We start from the raw sequence: 14,900 nt of genomic DNA on the forward strand, positions 1-14,900 counted from the left end.
TCGAACAGGCCCTTGGCGCAGACGGCGTGGCTGGGCTCGACGGCGTAGACCTCGATCCCGGGCCGGTCCACGAACACCTTCGCGTGGGGCAGCTTCGCCAGGTATGCGCCCAGGAGCTCCTCGCGCTCGGCGCCGGCGGCGATCCGGAGCTTCCCCTGCACCGTCACCCGCGCGAACTGACTCATCTTTTCGAGCCCGACACCTCGGGTGTCGATCTGCGCACATACCCCATTGCCGGCGTGGAGGAAACGTCCCTTCATCGAACCAGGGCTGGTGGCGAAGATGAGCCGAAGTCCGTCCGTGGCCGCGAAGAACATGACCGCGCTGTACGGCGGGTCGCCCGCCCGGTCCCCCGCGAACGCAAAAACCGCGAAGCTCTCGCCGGCGCACACCTGTCGGATCGTCCCGAGCTCTTCTTCCCGCGTCACGCGCCCCCTGTATCACGACTCGGAAGAGCTTGTAAAACCGCTGCGGCGCCGCGCAGTTGTCTCGTGTGACGGGCGGCTCTCAGGCTCACCCGCCGGTTCCCCGAAGAAGATCGGTGCGCTTGCCTCCGTCGTATCCGGGGGCTAATAGGGGCGACTCCGCAGTCGGGAGAGACGTTGGCGAAATCGCTGGTCATCACGGAGAAGCCGAGCGTGGCGCGCGACATCGTCGCAGCGCTGGGCGGGTTCACGGAGCACGACGGCTACTGGGAGTCCGACGACTACGTCGTGACCTTCTCGGTCGGCCACATCGTCGAGCTGCTCTCGCCCGAAGACGTCGACCCCCAGTACAAGCGCTGGACGCTCGACACGCTCCCGATCCTGCCCGGCGAGTTCAAGCTGAAGCAGAAGCAGGGGCAGTCCGAGCGCATCCGCACGATCAAGAAGCTGCTCGCGCGCAAAGACGTGGACGGCGTCGTGAACGCCTGCGACGCGGGGCGCGAGGGCGAGCTGATCTTCCGCGAGATCCTCGAGTACCTGGAGAGCGACAAGCCCACGCGGCGCCTGTGGCTCCAGTCGATGACCCAGGACGCGATCCGCAACGGCTTCCGCACGCTGGTCGACGGCGCGCAGTACGACGGCCTGGGCGCCGCGGCCTCGTGCCGCTCGCGCTCCGACTGGCTGATCGGCATGAACGCCACGCGCGCACTCACTCGCCGGCTGAAGGGCCGCAAGGAGAAGACGGCGTGGTCGGCGGGCCGCGTGCAGACGCCGACGCTCGCGATCGTGGTCGACCGCGAGCTCGAGGTGCTGGCGCACGTGCCGCGGCCTTACTGGCAGCTCAACGCGAAGTTCCAGGTCGACGGGCTCGAGTATCTGGGCACCTGGTTCGACCCGTCGTTCAGCGCGCCCGAGGGCGAAGAGCGCGAGCTGCGCGACGACCGCATCTTCGACCACGAGCGCGCCAACCGGCTGCTGGAGAAAGTGACCGGCAAGCCGGGCGCGGCCGCTGAGACGCGCAAGCCGAGCCGGGAGACCGCGCCGCCGCTGTTCGACCTGACCAGCCTGCAGCGCGAGGGCAACCGGCGCTTTGGCTGGTCGGCGCGCCGCACGCTCAACGCCGCGCAGCGCTGCTACGAGGCGCACAAGCTGCTGACCTACCCGCGCACCGACTCACGCTGTCTGCCGAACGACTACCGCGCGGGGGTCGACGAGATCCTGCGCACCTTCTCGGCCGACGGGCCGTTCCAGGCCGAGGCCGGGGCGCTGGTCGAGCACGGGCTCGAGAACGTCGAGCGCACGTTCGACGACACGAAGGTCTCGGACCACTTCGCGATCATCCCCACGGGCAAGCTGCCCGACCCGGGTCTCTCCGGCGACGACGCGCGCCTGTACGATCTGGTGGCGCGGCGCTTCCTGGCGAACTTCCATCCCGCCGCGGTCTGGACGCGCGTCGAGCGCACGACCGTGGTCGAGGGTGAGTCGTTCCGCTCGCGCGCGCGCACGCTCGACGAGCCCGGCTGGCGCGCCGTGATCGGCCAGACCGAGCAGGAAGACCAGGCCCTGCCGCCGCTGGTCGCGGGCCGGGACGAGGCCGAGGGCGTCGCCGTGCGCACGCACGACGTGGAGCTGGCGGCCGAGAAGACCAAGCCGCTCGCGCGCATCACCGAAGCGCGGCTGCTGTCGCTCATGGAGTCCGCGGGCCAGGACATCGAAGACGAGGAGATCGCCGCGGCCATCTCCGAGAAGGGCATCGGCACCCCGGCGACGCGCGCCGACGTGATCGAGAACCTGATCGCGAAGGGCTATCTCGTGCGCGCCGGCAAGTCACTCCGCCCGACGGTGAAGGGCATCCGGCTGGTCGACGTGCTGCGCCGGATCAAGATCGACCGCCTGGCCTCGGCCGCGCTCACGGGCGAGCTCGAGTACGACCTGCGCCGCGTCGAGCGCCGCTCGATGACCGCCCAGCAGTTCATGGACGAGATCGTCGACTACACCAAGCAGATCGTCGACATCGCGGTCTCGTTCCAGTACGAGGACCTCTATCCCGACGAGGAGTCACTCGGCAAGTGCCCGCTGTGCAGCCGGCCGGTGTTCGAGCGCTCCTGGTTCTACCGCTGTCTCGAAGTGCCGGGCGCGACCGAGGAGACGGACTGCCGCTTCCGCATCTGGAAGGACAAGTCGGGGCGCTACATGGACCGCCAGACCGTGAAGATCCTGCTCGAGAAGGGCGAGACCGACGAGCTCGAGGGCTTCGCGGCGCGCGACGGCCGCACCTACAACGCGCGACTCACGCTGGAAGACGGCGAGGTCGTGATCCATGGCGTCGCCGGCAGCGCGGGCGAGCGGGTCACCGAGGCGGTCGAGTACGAGGTCGACGACGAGCCGCTGGGTCCTTGCCCGATGGGCTGCGGCTCGCAGGTGGTCGAGACACCGACTCACTTCCAGTGCCAGGCGGGCATCGCCAAGACGGCCGAGAACCTCGAGAAGGCGCGCGCCTTCGAGGCCACCCAGCCCAAGGACGCCAAGCGCCGCAAGCGCTACAAGGTGCCCGACGAGGACAAACCCTGTCCGTTCCTGCTGCCGCGCACGGTGTGCAAGCGCGAGATCACGCGCGACGAGGCGCTGCAGTTCATCGGCGCGAACAAGAAGACCGAGCTCTTGACCGACTTCACATCGCGCTTCGGCCGGCCCTTCTCGGCCATGCTGTTCCTGAAGGAGAACGGCCGGCACGGCTTCGAGTTCCAGCCGCGCCAGAAGCGCGAGAAGGGAGCGCCGGCCGAGCCGGCGGCGACTGACTCGGCCGAAGCCGCCGCGGCGCCGGCCGCGGAGGGCGCGCCCGCCGAGGCTGCGCCGCGCAAGCGCAAGGCCGCCGCCAAGGGCGCCCGCGCACCCGGCGCGCGCAAGGCCGCCGGCCCCAAGCCCGAGGGCGGGAAGGCCGCGCGAAGAAAGACGTGAGCTCGATCCGGCGCATCGGCCTCGTGCAGCAGGCGGTCGGCGACGACCTCGAGAAGAACCTCGCGCGCGCCGAGTCGGCGGTGCGCGAGGCGGCCAGCCGCGGCGCCCAGCTCGTGTGTCTCCAGGAGCTGTTCCGCACGCACTACTTCCCGCAGGTCGAGGACGCGACGCTCTTCGACCTGGCCGAGACCATCCCCGGCCCCACCACCGAGCGCATGTCGAAGCTCGCGGCCGACACCGGCACGGTGCTGATCGTGCCGCTGTTCGAGAAGCGCGCGGCCGGGCTGTATCACAACTCGGCCGTGGTCTTCGAGCGCGACGGCACGCAGCTCGCGCACTACCGCAAGATGCACATCCCCGACGACCCGATGTTCTACGAGAAGTTCTACTTCGCACCGGGCGACGTCGGCTTCCACGCCATCGACACCTCGGCCGGCCGCATCGGCGTGCTGATCTGCTGGGACCAATGGTTCCCGGAGGCGGCGCGGCTGCTCGCGCTCGACGGCGCCGAGCTGCTCTTCTATCCGACCGCGATCGGCTATCTCGATGGCGAGTCCGACGCCGAGAACCAGGCCATGCGCGAGTCGTGGCAGACCGTGCAGCGCGGCCACGCGATCGCCAACGGCGTGTTCGTGTGCGCCGCCAACCGCGTGGGCCGCGAGGGCGGCGTGCGCTTCTGGGGCACCTCGTTCGTGTCCGATCCCCAGGGCCGCGTGCTGGCCCAGGGGAGTGACTCGGCCGAGGAGGTGCTGGTGGTCGAGTGCGACCTGCGCCGCGTCGAGACCCAGCGCCGCGGCTGGCCCTTCCTGCGCGATCGCCGGGTCGACGCCTACGGCGACCTGCTCGCGCGCTTCCGGCGCTGACGTGCGCGCGCTGCGCATGCCGGCGGAGTGGGAGCCGCACGCGGCCACCTGGGTCGCGTGGCCGCACGCCGAGACCACCTGGCCCGGCTGTCTCGCCGACGCCGAGCGCGAGTTCGAGACGCTGGTGCGGGCGCTGGCGCGCTCCGAGCGCGTGGAGCTGGTCGCGCAGACCGAGTCACACGCGCAGCTCCTGGGCGAGCGCCTCGGCGGGCTGTTGCGCCAAGGCTCGCTGCGCCTGCACGTGATCCGCACCGACGACGTGTGGATGCGCGACATCGGCCCGACCTTCGTGCGCGACGGCGCGCGCGGGCTGCTGGCGCTCGACTGGACCTTCAACGCCTGGGGCGGGAAGTACGCGCCCTGGGACCGCGACGACGCCGTGGCCGCGCGCGTCGCGACACTGGCCGGTGTCGCCTGCGAGCGGCCGGGGCTGGTGATCGAAGGCGGCGCGCTCGAGGTCGACGGCGAGGGCACGCTGCTCGCGACCGAGCCCACGCTGCTCGACCCGAAGCGCAACCCGGGCATCTCGCGCGAGGCGCTGGAGAAGCGCCTGGCGGAGTTACTGGGCATCCGCCACGTGGTCTGGCTGGGCGACGGCATCGAGGGCGACGACACCGACGGCCACATCGACGACCTGGCGCGCTTCGTGTCTCCGGGGGTGGTGGTGTGCGCGCGCGAGCCCGACCCGGCCGACCCCAACCACGCCGCGCTGGAAGCCTGCGGGGCCGCGCTGCGCGCCGCGCGCGACGCCGCGGGCCGCCGCCTCGAGGTGATCGACCTGCCCATGCCGCCCGCCGTGCGAGCCGGCCCCGACCGCCTGCCCGCCAGCTACGCGAACTTCTACGTGGCCAACCGCGAGGTGCTGGTGCCGACCTTCGGGGCGCCCAGCGACCGGGTGGCCCTGGACGCGCTGCGGCCGCTGTTTCCCGACCGGACGGTCGTGGGCATCCCCTCGCGGGCGCTCGTGCGCGGGCTGGGCGCCGTGCACTGTCTCACCCAACAACAGCCGGTGTAGACCGGCTAACCTGGGGGCATGCCCCTGGGCCGCCGTGAGTTCGCGAAGTATCACGCGCTGGGCAACGACTACGTCGTGGTCGACGGCGACGCGCTCCGCCCGCGACTCAGTCCGGAGCGCGTGCGCGAGCTGTGCGACCGGCACACGGGCATCGGCTCCGACGGCATCCTCGCGCTGCACCGCCCGCGGCGCGGCGAGCTCGCCCTGCGCATCTGGAACCCCGACGGCTCCGAGGCCGAGAAGAGCGGGAACGGCGTGCGCATCTTCGCGCGCTTCCTCTGGGACCTGCGCTACGTGCGCGCCAAGGAGCTCGAGATCCACACGCCCGGCGGGCCAGTCACGGCGCGGCTCGCGGTCGCGAACGGCGAGGTGCGCTCGATCCGCGTCGACATGGGCCGCGCGTCGTTCCGCAGCACCGACCTCTCGATGCTGGGCCCGGCGCGCGAAGTGGTCGACGAGCCGCTGCGCGTGGGCTCGGCCGACCTGCGGGTCACTTGTGTCTCCCTGGGCAATCCGCACTGCGTGCGCTTCGTGACCCACCTGCAGCCCGAGGTGCTGCGCAGCATCGGCCCGCAGCTCGAGACACACCCGATCTTCCAGAAGCGCACGAACGTGCAGCTGGCGTGCGTGCGCGCGCGCGACCGGATCGAGGCCTTGATCTGGGAGCGCGGCGCCGGCGAGACGCGCGCGTCGGGCAGCTCGGCCTGCGCGGTGGCGGCCGCGGCCGTGCGCCAGGGCCTGGCCGACCGCAAGCTCGAGGTGCGCATGCCGGGTGGCTCGCTGCGCATCGAGGTCGCGGCCGACTGGAACGTGCGCATGACGGGCCCGGCCACGCCGGTCTACCGGGGCTCGCTCTTCTGAGCCGACTTCAGGCGGACTGACTGCGGCCCGCCGGACGCAGCGCGCGCGCCAGCGTCTCGGCCAGCGCGGGCGCCTCGGCCGGATCGAGCGCAGCGGTCGTGATGCGGATCGCCGGCGGGCTCTTGATGCGGAAGCGCGCGCCGGTCAGCACCGCGAAGCCCCCGGCCAGGAGCGCCTGCGCCGCCGCCTCCTCGTCGGGCACGGGCACCCACACGTTCAGGCCCGAGCGCCCGAAGGCGGGCACGCCAACGGCAGCCAGGGCGTCGACCAACGCGCTACGCCGTTCGGTGTAGGTGCGCTCGGCCTGGCGCAGGCGCCTGGCCACGCCGCGGTCGCGCAGCTGGGCCGCCACCGTGCGCTGCAAGAGGTGACTCACCCAGCGGATGCCCAGGCTGAGCCGGCCCTCGACGCGCGCCACCGTCGCTGGGTCACCCGCCAGGAAGGCCAGGCGCAGGTCGGGGCCGAGAGACTTCGCGACCGAGCGCACCACCGCCCAGCGCGCCGCGGGCGGGGCGCACAGCGTATGGGCGGGCGCGCCGGCCACCAGCCAGCCGTGGTCGTCCTCGAGCACGAGCACGTCGGGATGGGCGCGCAGGAGCGCGCGCAGCTCGCGCGCGCGCCGCTCGTCGAGCGCCGAGCCGAACGGGTTCTGCGCGCGTGTGGTCACCACGAGCGCCGAGACACCCGAGTCGAGCGCGCGCGCCACGTCGCGCGGCAGCGGGCCCGAGTCGTCGACCCCCACCGGCACCGCGCCGAGCCCCAGCGCCGAGAGCAGGTGGAACACCGCCGGGAAGCCCGGGTCCTCGACGGCCACGCGGTCACCGGGCCGCAGCCACGCGCCCAGGGCGCGCTCGATGCCGTCGAGCGCGCCGCTCACGATCGTGACCGCCTCGACCGGCACGCCGTCCCGGGCCAGCCCGGCCTTGGCCAGGCGCAGGAGCTCGGGCTCGCACACCTCGCCGCCGTACAGCACCGGCGATGGATCGATCGCCGCGAGCGCCGGCCCGAGCGGCGGCAGGAGCGCGGGGTCGGGGTTCCCGGCGGCCAGGTCGCGCGCGTTCTTCGGCACGGCGGGCGCCCGGTGGCTGGCGATCGGCGGGTGGTGACTCACCGCGGAGCCGCGGCGGCCGGCCGCGATCACGAGCCCGCGCTGGCGCAGGCTGCGGTAGGCGGCGGCGACGGTCGTGGGACTCAGGCGCAGCCGCGCCGCGAGCGCGCGCACGGTCGGCAGCTGAGCGCCCGGCCCGAGCGCGCCCTCGCGCACCGCCGCCTCCACGCTCTCGGCGATCTGGACGGCGTTCCCGCCTGTGATATGATGTGACAGAACATAACTCTATATGTTCTGTAACAAAAATCAAGGCTGCTACGCCCCAGGAGAACAGGAGCCCGACATGAGCCAGCTCGCCGTCACCCCCCGTACGAAGCTGAAGCGCCTCGCCGACCGCGGCAGCTTCGACCGCGAGCTCGTGAACGCCATCCTCGACGAGGGCTTCGTGTGCCACGTGTCGTTCGTGTTCCAGGGCAAGGCCTGCCTGATCCCGACGGTGTACGCGCGCGCCGGTGACTCGCTCGTGCTGCACGGCGCCACCTCGAATCGCGCGCTGCGGGCGCTGCGCACGCCCGGCAACGACGCCTGCATCTCGGTCACTCACGTCGACGCGCTGGTCATGGCGCGCTCGGCCTTCCATCACTCGGTGAACTACCGCTCCGTCATCCTGTACGGGCAGGCCGAGGAAGTCAGCGACCCGGCCGACAAGATGGCCGCGCTCGAGGCGCTGATCGAGCACGTGGCCGCCGGGCGCTGGAAGGAGATCCGGCAGCCCAACCGCGAGGAGCTGCTGCGCACGCTCGTGCTGCGCGTGCCGATCGCGGAAGGCTCGGCCAAGGTGCGCGCGCACGGCGTGGTCGACGACGCAGAGGACCTGCACCTCGACGCCTGGGCGGGACTGATTCCGATCGAGACGCGCTACGGGCCGCCGCTGCGCGACCCGCTGCTCGCCGCCGGCACGTCGCTGCCCAGGTATCTCGAGGGCTACGACCGCAAGCGCCGCCCGGCGGCCTAGGCGGCCGCGATCCGCTCGCGCGCGCGCCGGAACAGCGCGAGCGTGACCGCGTGCAGGAAGTCACCCATGGCCTTGGGTGCCTTGCCGGCGAAGGCGCGCGCGTGCGTGCCCTCGAGCACGATGCCGAGCTTGAACGACGCCAGCACCACGTACCAGGGCAGCGCAGTCACGTCGTGGCCCGAGGTCGCGGCGTAGCGCGCCGCGAGCTCTTCGGGCGTCGGCCAGCCGTCGAGCGCGGCCAGGGCGGCCATCGGCCCGATCGCGAAGCCCTCGCGCTCGGGCCAGGTCGCGATGAGCCAGCCCAGGTCGAGCAGCGGATCGCCCAGCGTGCACATCTCCCAGTCGACCACCGCCGCCAGCCGGGCTGAGTCACGCGCGTACATCACGTTCGCCAGGTGGTAGTCACCGTGCAGGATCCCGGCGCGCGAGAGCGGGGGCCGGTTGCGCTCGAGCCAGGCCGCGACCTCGGCGAGCCCCGGGATGTCGGGCCCCGGGTAGCCGGCGTGGCGCGAGTAGGACTCGAGCTCGGAGAGCCAGCGAGTCACTTGCCGCTCCAGGAAGCCCTCGGGACGCCCGAGCTGCGCCAGGCCGACCGCCAGCGGATCCACGCGCGCCAGGTGCGCGATCGCGTCCGCCGCCTCGAGCCCCATGGCGTGGCGCACGCGCGCGTCGCCCGCGTGCAGCGGGAGGAGCCCCGTCATCGGGTTGAAGCCCTCGACCGGCTCCATCAGGTAGAAGACGTACCCGCCCATCAGCGAGGCGTCGAAGCAGCCGGCGATGAAGCGCGGGTGTGGGACCGGCGAGCCTGCCAGCGCCGCCAGGACCTGGCCCTCGCGGCGCAGGGCGTCGTTGCTCTTGGGGCGCGGGTGGAGCGGCGGCCGGCGCAGCACGTACTCGCGGCCGCCCCGGCGGAAGCGCAGCAACACGTTCTGCGTGCCGCCGGCGATCGGCGAGACCTCGTCCAGCTCGCCGCCCGGAAGACCCTGCGCGTCCATCCAGCGCGCCAGGGCGGCGAAGTCGCAGAGCCCCGCCAGCGACGCGTCGATCGCCATGTTCCCTCCCCCGGCCGGCGAGGATACCCGTGCTAGCATCGCGGGCCATGGCGTTCGTCGAGTGGACCCTGAAGGGCACGGAGTACGGGCACTGCAACTGCGCCACCGGCTGCCCGTGTCAGTTCAACTCGCTGCCCACCCACGGGAACTGCCGGGCGCACAGCTTCTTCCAGGTCGAGCGGGGTCACTTCGGCGACACCTCGATCGACGGCCTGCGCTTCGGGTTTCTCGCCGCGTGGCCCGGCCCGATCCACATGGGCGAGGGCACGTGCGTGATCGTGGTCGAGGAGAGCGCCGACGCCAAGCAGCGCGCCGCGCTCGAGGCCATCGGTCAGGGGCGCGAGACCGACCCCGGGACGCTGATCACCCAGGTGTTCTCGTCGATGATCACGAAGCAGCTGCCCACGATCTATAAGCCGATCGACCTGTCGATCGACGTGCCCGCGGGCCGCGCGCGCGTGCGCATTCCGGGGCTGATCGACGCCGAGGCGACGCCGATCAAGAACCCGGTCACCGGCGCGGTGCACCGCGTGTCGATCTCACTGCCCACGGCCATGGAGTTCACCGAGGCCGAGTTCGTGACCGGCCGCTGCCGCACCGACCAGAGCTCGCCCGTCGAGCTCACCTTCGACGACACGCACGCGCACGTGGCGAACATCCATTGGAGCACGCACGGGCTAGTGCGCTGACCGCGCTCGAGCGGGCGCTGCGCCGCGACCGGGTTCAGGTCGTGGCGGGGCTCGCGCTCGTGCTCGCCCCCGTGTGGATCTGGCTCGCGCGCGCGTCGCTCGACATGTACGGCGACATGAGCGGCCCGTCGGCGTGGATGATGCGCGCGACCTGGGACACGACTTACACGCTGCTGATCTTCGCCATGTGGATCGCGATGATGGTCGGCATGATGCTGCCGTCGGCCGCGCCGGCGGTGCTGATCTACGCGCGCGTCGCGCGCAGCGGGGCCGAGCCCGAGCACCCCGTGCTGCGCGCGCACCTGTTTGCCGCGGGCTACCTCGTGGCCTGGGCGGCGTTCAGCGCGGCGGCGACGCTGGTCCAGCGCGAGCTTGCGAAGAGCGCGCTCGTGACTCCCATGATGGAAGCCGCGAGCCCCTGGCTCGCCGCGGCGCTCTTGGTCGTGGCCGGCGCGTACCAGTGGAGCCCGGCCAAGCGCTCGTGTCTCACGCGCTGCCGGACGCCGGCGGCGTTCCTCGTCGAGCGCTGGCGCCCGGGCACGCTCGGCGCGCTGCGCCTGGGCGCCGAGCACGGCGTGTACTGCGTGGGCTGCTGCTGGGCGCTCATGGCGCTCTTGTTCGCGGGCGGAGTCATGAGCCTGCCGTGGATCGCGGGTCTGTCGCTGTTCGTGCTGTTCGAGAAGCTGGGCCCCGCGAGCGCGTGGAGTGACCGCGCGGCCGGGCTGGCGCTGGCTCTCGCGGGCGTGGCGCTCGCGCTAGCGCAGCTGGTTCGCGGCTGACTCGGCGGCCTTCGGCGGTTCGAGCAGCGTGCGGATGGCGGACTCGATCGCGTAGTAGGAGCCCTCGCCCACCCAGCTGCCCGCGATCCGCCCGCGCTGGTCGATGAGATACACCGCGGGCCAGGCCTGGTTGCCGTAGGCCTTCCAGGTGGCGTAAGTGGTGTCCTCGGCGACCGGATAGCGGATGCCGAAGCGCTTCACCGCGTCGGCGATCGCGTCGGGCTTGGCCTCGTCGGGTGTCTCGGGCGTGTGCACGCCGACCACCACCAGGCCCTGCGCGCGGTAGCGCTCGTGCCACTTCGACACGTGGGGCAAGGTGGCGATGCAGTTGCCGCAGGCCAGGGTCCAGAAATCCACCAGCACCACCTTGCCGCGCAGCCCGGCGAGCGTGAGCGGTTCGGAGTTCAGCCAGCGCTCGATGCCCGCGAACTCGGGCGCGGGCGGACCCGCGGCCGAGGCGCCGTCGCCGCTGACTCGCGTCCAGACCTGACTCTTGCCCAGCGCGTGGTAGCCGAGGTAGCCGAGCACGACCAGCCGGCCCTGTGCGTCGAGCGCGAGGTTGCAGCGGTAGGTCTGCACGGCCTCGCGGTCGTAGATGAAGCCCTCCCAGGTCCCGTCGCCGGCGGGCAGGAAGTTCGACAGCAGCAAAAGGCCGAGGCCCGGCTGGCCCGCCGCCATGCTCTGCCCCGGGTGCGCCATCGAGGCGTTCGACAGCACGCGCACCACCGTGCCGCACAGCGCGGCGCCGCACGGCTCGATCTCGACCTCGAGGTTCCCGCTCTGCGTGCGCCAGGTGCCCTCGAGATCGGCGGCGCGCGCCGCCGTCGCAAAGCCAAAGGCGCACAGCAGGAGCGCGATCGCGCGCTGGCTCATGGCTCCTCCGATGAAAGCATTGATTACACTCCTGGGACGGGTCGGGTCAATGAAATAATCACTGATTGCATTCGGGCCCGGGCGCTGCTACGAGGAGGACCATGGCCAAGCCCGCCGCGCGCCCGCGCCGCCGCTCGCCCGCCCGGCGGCGCTCCTATCACCACGGCCGGCTGCGCGAAGCGCTGCTGGAAGCCGCGGAGCGCATGCTCGAAGAGCAGGGCCCGGAGTCGGTCACCGTGCGCGAAGCCGCGCGCCGCGCCGGCGTCTCGCCGGGCGCGCCCTTCCGCCACTTCGCCAGCCGCAGCGCGCTCATGACCGGGGTCGCGGAGCGCGCCATGCGGCGCTTCCTCGACGAGATCGCGCGCGCCCAGGCCGCCGTCGAGCCGAGTGACTCGCGCGCGCGCTACCTGGCGCTCGGCCACGCCTACCTGCGCTGGGCCACGCGCCACCCGGCGCAGTTCCGCGTGCTGGCGACGCGCAGCCTGATCGACTTCGACGGCAGTGAGTCCCTGCCGCGCGACAACGACGCGATCCGCGCGCTCATGCAGGAGATCGTGGCCGACGGCCAGGCGCGCGGGCAGATCCGGCGCGCGGATCCCGCAGCGCTCGAGCTGATGGCCAAGGCCCTCTCCTACGGGCTGGCGCGCATGTACGTGGACGGCCACTTCCCGCAGTGGGGCGTGGGCGCGCGCGAAGTGCCGGAGGCCATGCACCGGGTGCTCGATCTGTTCCTCGAGCTCCTGACCCCTTCCGCCGGCTGATCGCGCCCGGCGGCGGCGAGATGACCGCGCGACTTGCGTATCTGACCTGAGAGTCAGGAATGAAATTGTAAAGCGCGAAGACAGAAAATCCTTCCATCGGGCTTGCTGGGTGGTTTACGCTGCGACCGCATCACTCGGATGCGAGCTCGTCGGTGAGTTTTCGAGGGAGGGATTTTCCGATGCGCAGGATCTCGCGGGTGCTCGTTCTAGGGCTGTTCTCGCTCGTTGCAGGCTCCGCCCGAGCCGGTCTGATCAATCCGAATCCAGTCTCCGAGGTACGCGGGGCGAGCGCGCCGGGCGGGTCGCTCTCGGCAGACGTGACCGCGCTCTCGATCGTGGGCAACACCGCCACGTTCCAGCTCAGCGTCGTCACGGGCTCGGTCACGGGCGTCGACCTGGGCATGCTGCTGAACAGCCTGTCCGCGCCGACCACGTACGACTTCGTCTCCGGCGCGTCGTTCGCCGGCAGCACGGGCACCGGCGGCACGGCCAGCGTGGGCGGCGGCGGCACCCAGGCGCAGTTCGACTTCACGACGCCCGTGCTCGCGGGTCAGTCGAGCAAGCAGCTGGTGGTGACCTTCGTCTCGGCCGTGCCCACCGGCTACTTCGGCTCGGTGAACTTCGACAACGGCTTCGTGACCACGAAGTCGTACCAGGTGCCCGAGCCGGCGGCGCTCGCGCTCCTGGGCCTCTGGCTCGGCGGCCTCTCGGGGCTGCGCCGACGCGCGGAATCTCCATGAGGCTGCGGCTCTTCGCGTGGCTGGCCGTCGTGGCGCTCGCCGGGCTGTTGCCGGGCGCCGCGCAGGCCGGCGGCTGGTGGCACGCCAACCCGAAGTGCGACCCCGACAGCGTCGGTGCGGGCAACGTCACGATCAATGACTCGCTGACCGGGAACTTCTGGTCCTTCGAAGTCGACTACGAAGTCTTCGCGCCGGACAACTGCGCGAACCCCAAGCCCGTGAAGGGCAGCTTCACCTACGTGTACACGGTGACTTTCTCCGACGAGGCGATCCCCAACCTGTCGCTGCTGAACATGCGCGTAGAGGTGGCGAGCGCGGCCTTCGTCTCGAGCGCCGGCTATCTCACGGGCGGCCCGGGCGTGGCGCCGGTGAGCGTGACGGTGGACTCGAGCTCGCCCGCGAACAACGTGACCGCCGCGTTCGCCGACGGCGCGCTCTCGCTGGGAGACACCAGCCTGCCGGTCTTCATCGTGTCTCCCTACCAGCCGGGCTCGGGCATCGTGAACCTGCAGGTGACTGCGTTCTCGGGCGCGGGCGCGGCGCTCGTGCCCTCGGGCGTGCCGCAGGCCTGCCCGTGCACGAGCACCTACTGGGTGCTGCGCAACACCGGCTGGATCTTCTTCCTGGCCGACTTCCCGGGCTCGCAGCTCGAGCAGATCAAGCAGCGCGCGGTGGACCTGTCGGGCGGCTTCTTCACCAGCAAGAACGACCTTGTCGGGTCACTCATCTTCAGCGGCATTCTCGACGTGAAGAAGAAGGCCAAGAAGGAGCTCGCGGCGCTGCTGTTGAACGTGGCTGCGGGCGACCTGTTCCCGGCCAACACGAAATGCCGCCTGTTCCTGGGCACGCAGCTCGACGAGGACGGCGACGGGAGCGCGGACGGCACGGTCGCGGGCGCGATCGGGCAGATCATCTCCGAGATCCAGTCAGGTGACTTCGGACAGCAGCTCGATGCACTATCTACGGCCGCACAGATCAACAACGGCCAGGACGTGCTGGGAGCGACGCTCTTCCACTGAGCGGACCTCCCCACACGGGGAGGCAGGGATGGCCGCTGGGCGCGGAGGTGCATTCGCGGGCGGGATCGCCGTGGGCCTCGCCTGCGCCGGTGCCGGCGCAGCGCTGCTCGTCTTGCGCCCGGCGCCGGGGCCCGAGACCCCCGTGGCCGACGTCCAGGCCGTCGATACCTACACGCGCCCGCCGGAGCAGGCCGCCGCCGCGGTCCGTGAGCTCCCGCCCGCCCTGGCACCGGCGCCGAAGGCGGAGGACTCGTCGCAAGCGCCGGCCCCGGCCGCCGTGAGATATGCGGCGGACTACCCGGTGTTCGAGAAGCTCGTGAGCAAACCGCTGAGTCGCGAGCCGCACCAGCTCCTGGGCGCGTGGGACGAGGACGAGCACAGCTCGTCGCCCGGAGAGCGCCGCGCGTTCGTGCTGGCGGTCTCCCCGGGTCAGTCCGACGCGAGCCTCGAGGCGCTCGCGCGCGACGTGCGGGAGCGCAATCTCGACGCGCGTGTGCTCGACGTGCGCATCTACGACGACTCGGCGGCCGCGATCGCGCCGCGCCAGCTCGACGCGGGTCAGAACGCGCGCGCGCACCTCGTGGCCGAGGTCCAGCGCAACCCGGCCGCCGCGCTCGACGCGATCCGCGTGCGCGGGCGGGAGATCCCGCCCTAGACGCCGCGCAGCGCCGCGCGCGCCCAGCGCCAGGCCGCGGCCGGCGTGGGCGACATGCGGAACATGGCGCCGCGCACCTTGCGCAGCCGCACGGCGCGGTTCTTCTCGCACAGGCCCTCGTAGAGCCGGCGCGCTTCGGGGCGCGCG

Annotated in this window: 15 protein-coding genes and 1 pseudogene; 11 read left to right on the forward strand and 5 right to left on the reverse strand. The window is 71.9% G+C overall.

The annotated features are described in order from the left end of the window. Nucleotides 1–428, reverse strand: a 428-nt coding sequence (locus VMR86_22010) for a hypothetical protein (GenBank protein HTO09742.1), incomplete at its 3' end; no start/stop codon positions are given. Between the two features lie 174 nt (nucleotides 429–602). On the opposite strand from VMR86_22010, the gene VMR86_22015 reads away from it, so the two are divergent. Genes VMR86_22015 through dapF form a run of 4 tightly spaced genes read left to right on the forward strand, consistent with a single transcriptional unit; the run spans nucleotide 603 to nucleotide 6,122 of the window. After that, nucleotides 603–3,383, forward strand: coding sequence for a DNA topoisomerase (locus tag VMR86_22015; protein ID HTO09743.1), 2,781 nt, complete (start codon nucleotides 603–605; stop codon nucleotides 3,381–3,383). A 5-nt stretch (nucleotides 3,384–3,388) separates the two neighbouring features. Beyond that, complete coding sequence (locus VMR86_22020) at nucleotides 3,389–4,246, forward strand: carbon-nitrogen hydrolase (protein ID HTO09744.1); 858 nt, start codon at nucleotides 3,389–3,391, stop codon at nucleotides 4,244–4,246. A gap of 1 nt (nucleotide 4,247) precedes the next feature. Then, entirely contained in the window at nucleotides 4,248–5,261 is a 1,014-nt protein-coding gene (locus VMR86_22025) for an agmatine deiminase family protein (protein ID HTO09745.1), read from the forward strand. An 18-nt stretch (nucleotides 5,262–5,279) separates the two neighbouring features. Then, nucleotides 5,280–6,122 carry a diaminopimelate epimerase gene (dapF, locus tag VMR86_22030; protein HTO09746.1) on the forward strand — a complete coding sequence of 281 codons (843 nt, stop codon included), beginning with the start codon at nucleotides 5,280–5,282 and terminating at the stop codon, nucleotides 6,120–6,122. 7 nt (nucleotides 6,123–6,129) lie between these two features. On the opposite strand, the gene VMR86_22035 is transcribed toward dapF, so the two are convergent. Then, nucleotides 6,130–7,446: an aminotransferase class I/II-fold pyridoxal phosphate-dependent enzyme gene (locus tag VMR86_22035; protein ID HTO09747.1), complete on the reverse strand. Its 1,317-nt coding sequence runs from the start codon at nucleotides 7,444–7,446 to the stop codon at nucleotides 6,130–6,132. Nucleotides 7,447–7,513: 67 nt separating this feature from the next. On the opposite strand from VMR86_22035, the gene VMR86_22040 reads away from it, so the two are divergent. Next, on the forward strand, nucleotides 7,514–8,185 hold the full coding sequence (locus tag VMR86_22040) for a pyridoxamine 5'-phosphate oxidase family protein (GenBank protein HTO09748.1): 672 nt from the start codon (nucleotides 7,514–7,516) through the stop codon (nucleotides 8,183–8,185). Here the strand turns inward: VMR86_22040 and VMR86_22045 are convergent. Next, entirely contained in the window at nucleotides 8,182–9,237 is a 1,056-nt protein-coding gene (locus VMR86_22045) for a phosphotransferase family protein (GenBank protein HTO09749.1), read from the reverse strand. The two genes, VMR86_22040 and VMR86_22045, sit on opposite strands and share 4 nt — an antisense overlap. 47 nt (nucleotides 9,238–9,284) lie before the next feature. Between VMR86_22045 and VMR86_22050 the strand changes: the two genes are divergently transcribed. Both VMR86_22050 and VMR86_22055 read left to right on the forward strand, forming a co-directional pair. Continuing rightward, the gene (locus VMR86_22050) at nucleotides 9,285–9,926 is read left to right on the forward strand and encodes a DUF1326 domain-containing protein (protein HTO09750.1); all 642 of its coding nucleotides are present in this window, start codon (nucleotides 9,285–9,287) and stop codon (nucleotides 9,924–9,926) included. Further along, complete coding sequence (locus VMR86_22055; GenBank protein ID HTO09751.1) at nucleotides 9,899–10,705, forward strand: DUF2182 domain-containing protein; 807 nt, start codon at nucleotides 9,899–9,901, stop codon at nucleotides 10,703–10,705. The genes VMR86_22050 and VMR86_22055 overlap by 28 nt, the downstream gene beginning before the upstream one ends. Here VMR86_22055 and VMR86_22060 read toward each other — a convergent pair. Together VMR86_22060 and VMR86_22065 are read right to left on the reverse strand one after the other, a co-directional pair. Further along, complete coding sequence (locus tag VMR86_22060) at nucleotides 10,682–11,206, reverse strand: redoxin domain-containing protein (protein HTO09752.1); 525 nt, start codon at nucleotides 11,204–11,206, stop codon at nucleotides 10,682–10,684. The genes VMR86_22055 and VMR86_22060 overlap by 24 nt on opposite strands. Before the next feature lie 33 nt (nucleotides 11,207–11,239). Then, a pseudogene (locus VMR86_22065) lies at nucleotides 11,240–11,578 on the reverse strand (DUF2147 domain-containing protein). Between the two features lie 101 nt (nucleotides 11,579–11,679). Here VMR86_22065 and VMR86_22070 point away from each other — a divergent pair. The 4 genes from VMR86_22070 (at nucleotide 11,680) to VMR86_22085 (ending at nucleotide 14,753) form a co-directional block, all read left to right on the forward strand. Beyond that, nucleotides 11,680–12,339, forward strand: coding sequence for a TetR/AcrR family transcriptional regulator (locus VMR86_22070; protein ID HTO09753.1), 660 nt, complete (start codon nucleotides 11,680–11,682; stop codon nucleotides 12,337–12,339). 179 nt (nucleotides 12,340–12,518) lie between these two features. Beyond that, nucleotides 12,519–13,079 (forward strand): PEP-CTERM sorting domain-containing protein, encoded by a 561-nt coding sequence (locus tag VMR86_22075; protein ID HTO09754.1) that lies wholly within the window; start codon nucleotides 12,519–12,521, stop codon nucleotides 13,077–13,079. Continuing rightward, on the forward strand, nucleotides 13,076–14,098 hold the full coding sequence (locus tag VMR86_22080; GenBank protein ID HTO09755.1) for a hypothetical protein: 1,023 nt from the start codon (nucleotides 13,076–13,078) through the stop codon (nucleotides 14,096–14,098). Before VMR86_22075 ends, VMR86_22080 begins: the two co-directional genes overlap by 4 nt. Nucleotides 14,099–14,126: 28 nt before the next feature. Continuing rightward, the gene (locus tag VMR86_22085; protein HTO09756.1) at nucleotides 14,127–14,753 is read left to right on the forward strand and encodes a hypothetical protein; all 627 of its coding nucleotides are present in this window, start codon (nucleotides 14,127–14,129) and stop codon (nucleotides 14,751–14,753) included. Nucleotides 14,754–14,900: the final 147 nt, after the last annotated feature.

The sequence above is a fragment of the Myxococcota bacterium genome (genome assembly GCA_035498015.1).
Classification (GTDB): domain Bacteria; phylum Myxococcota_A; class UBA9160; order SZUA-336; family SZUA-336; genus VGRW01.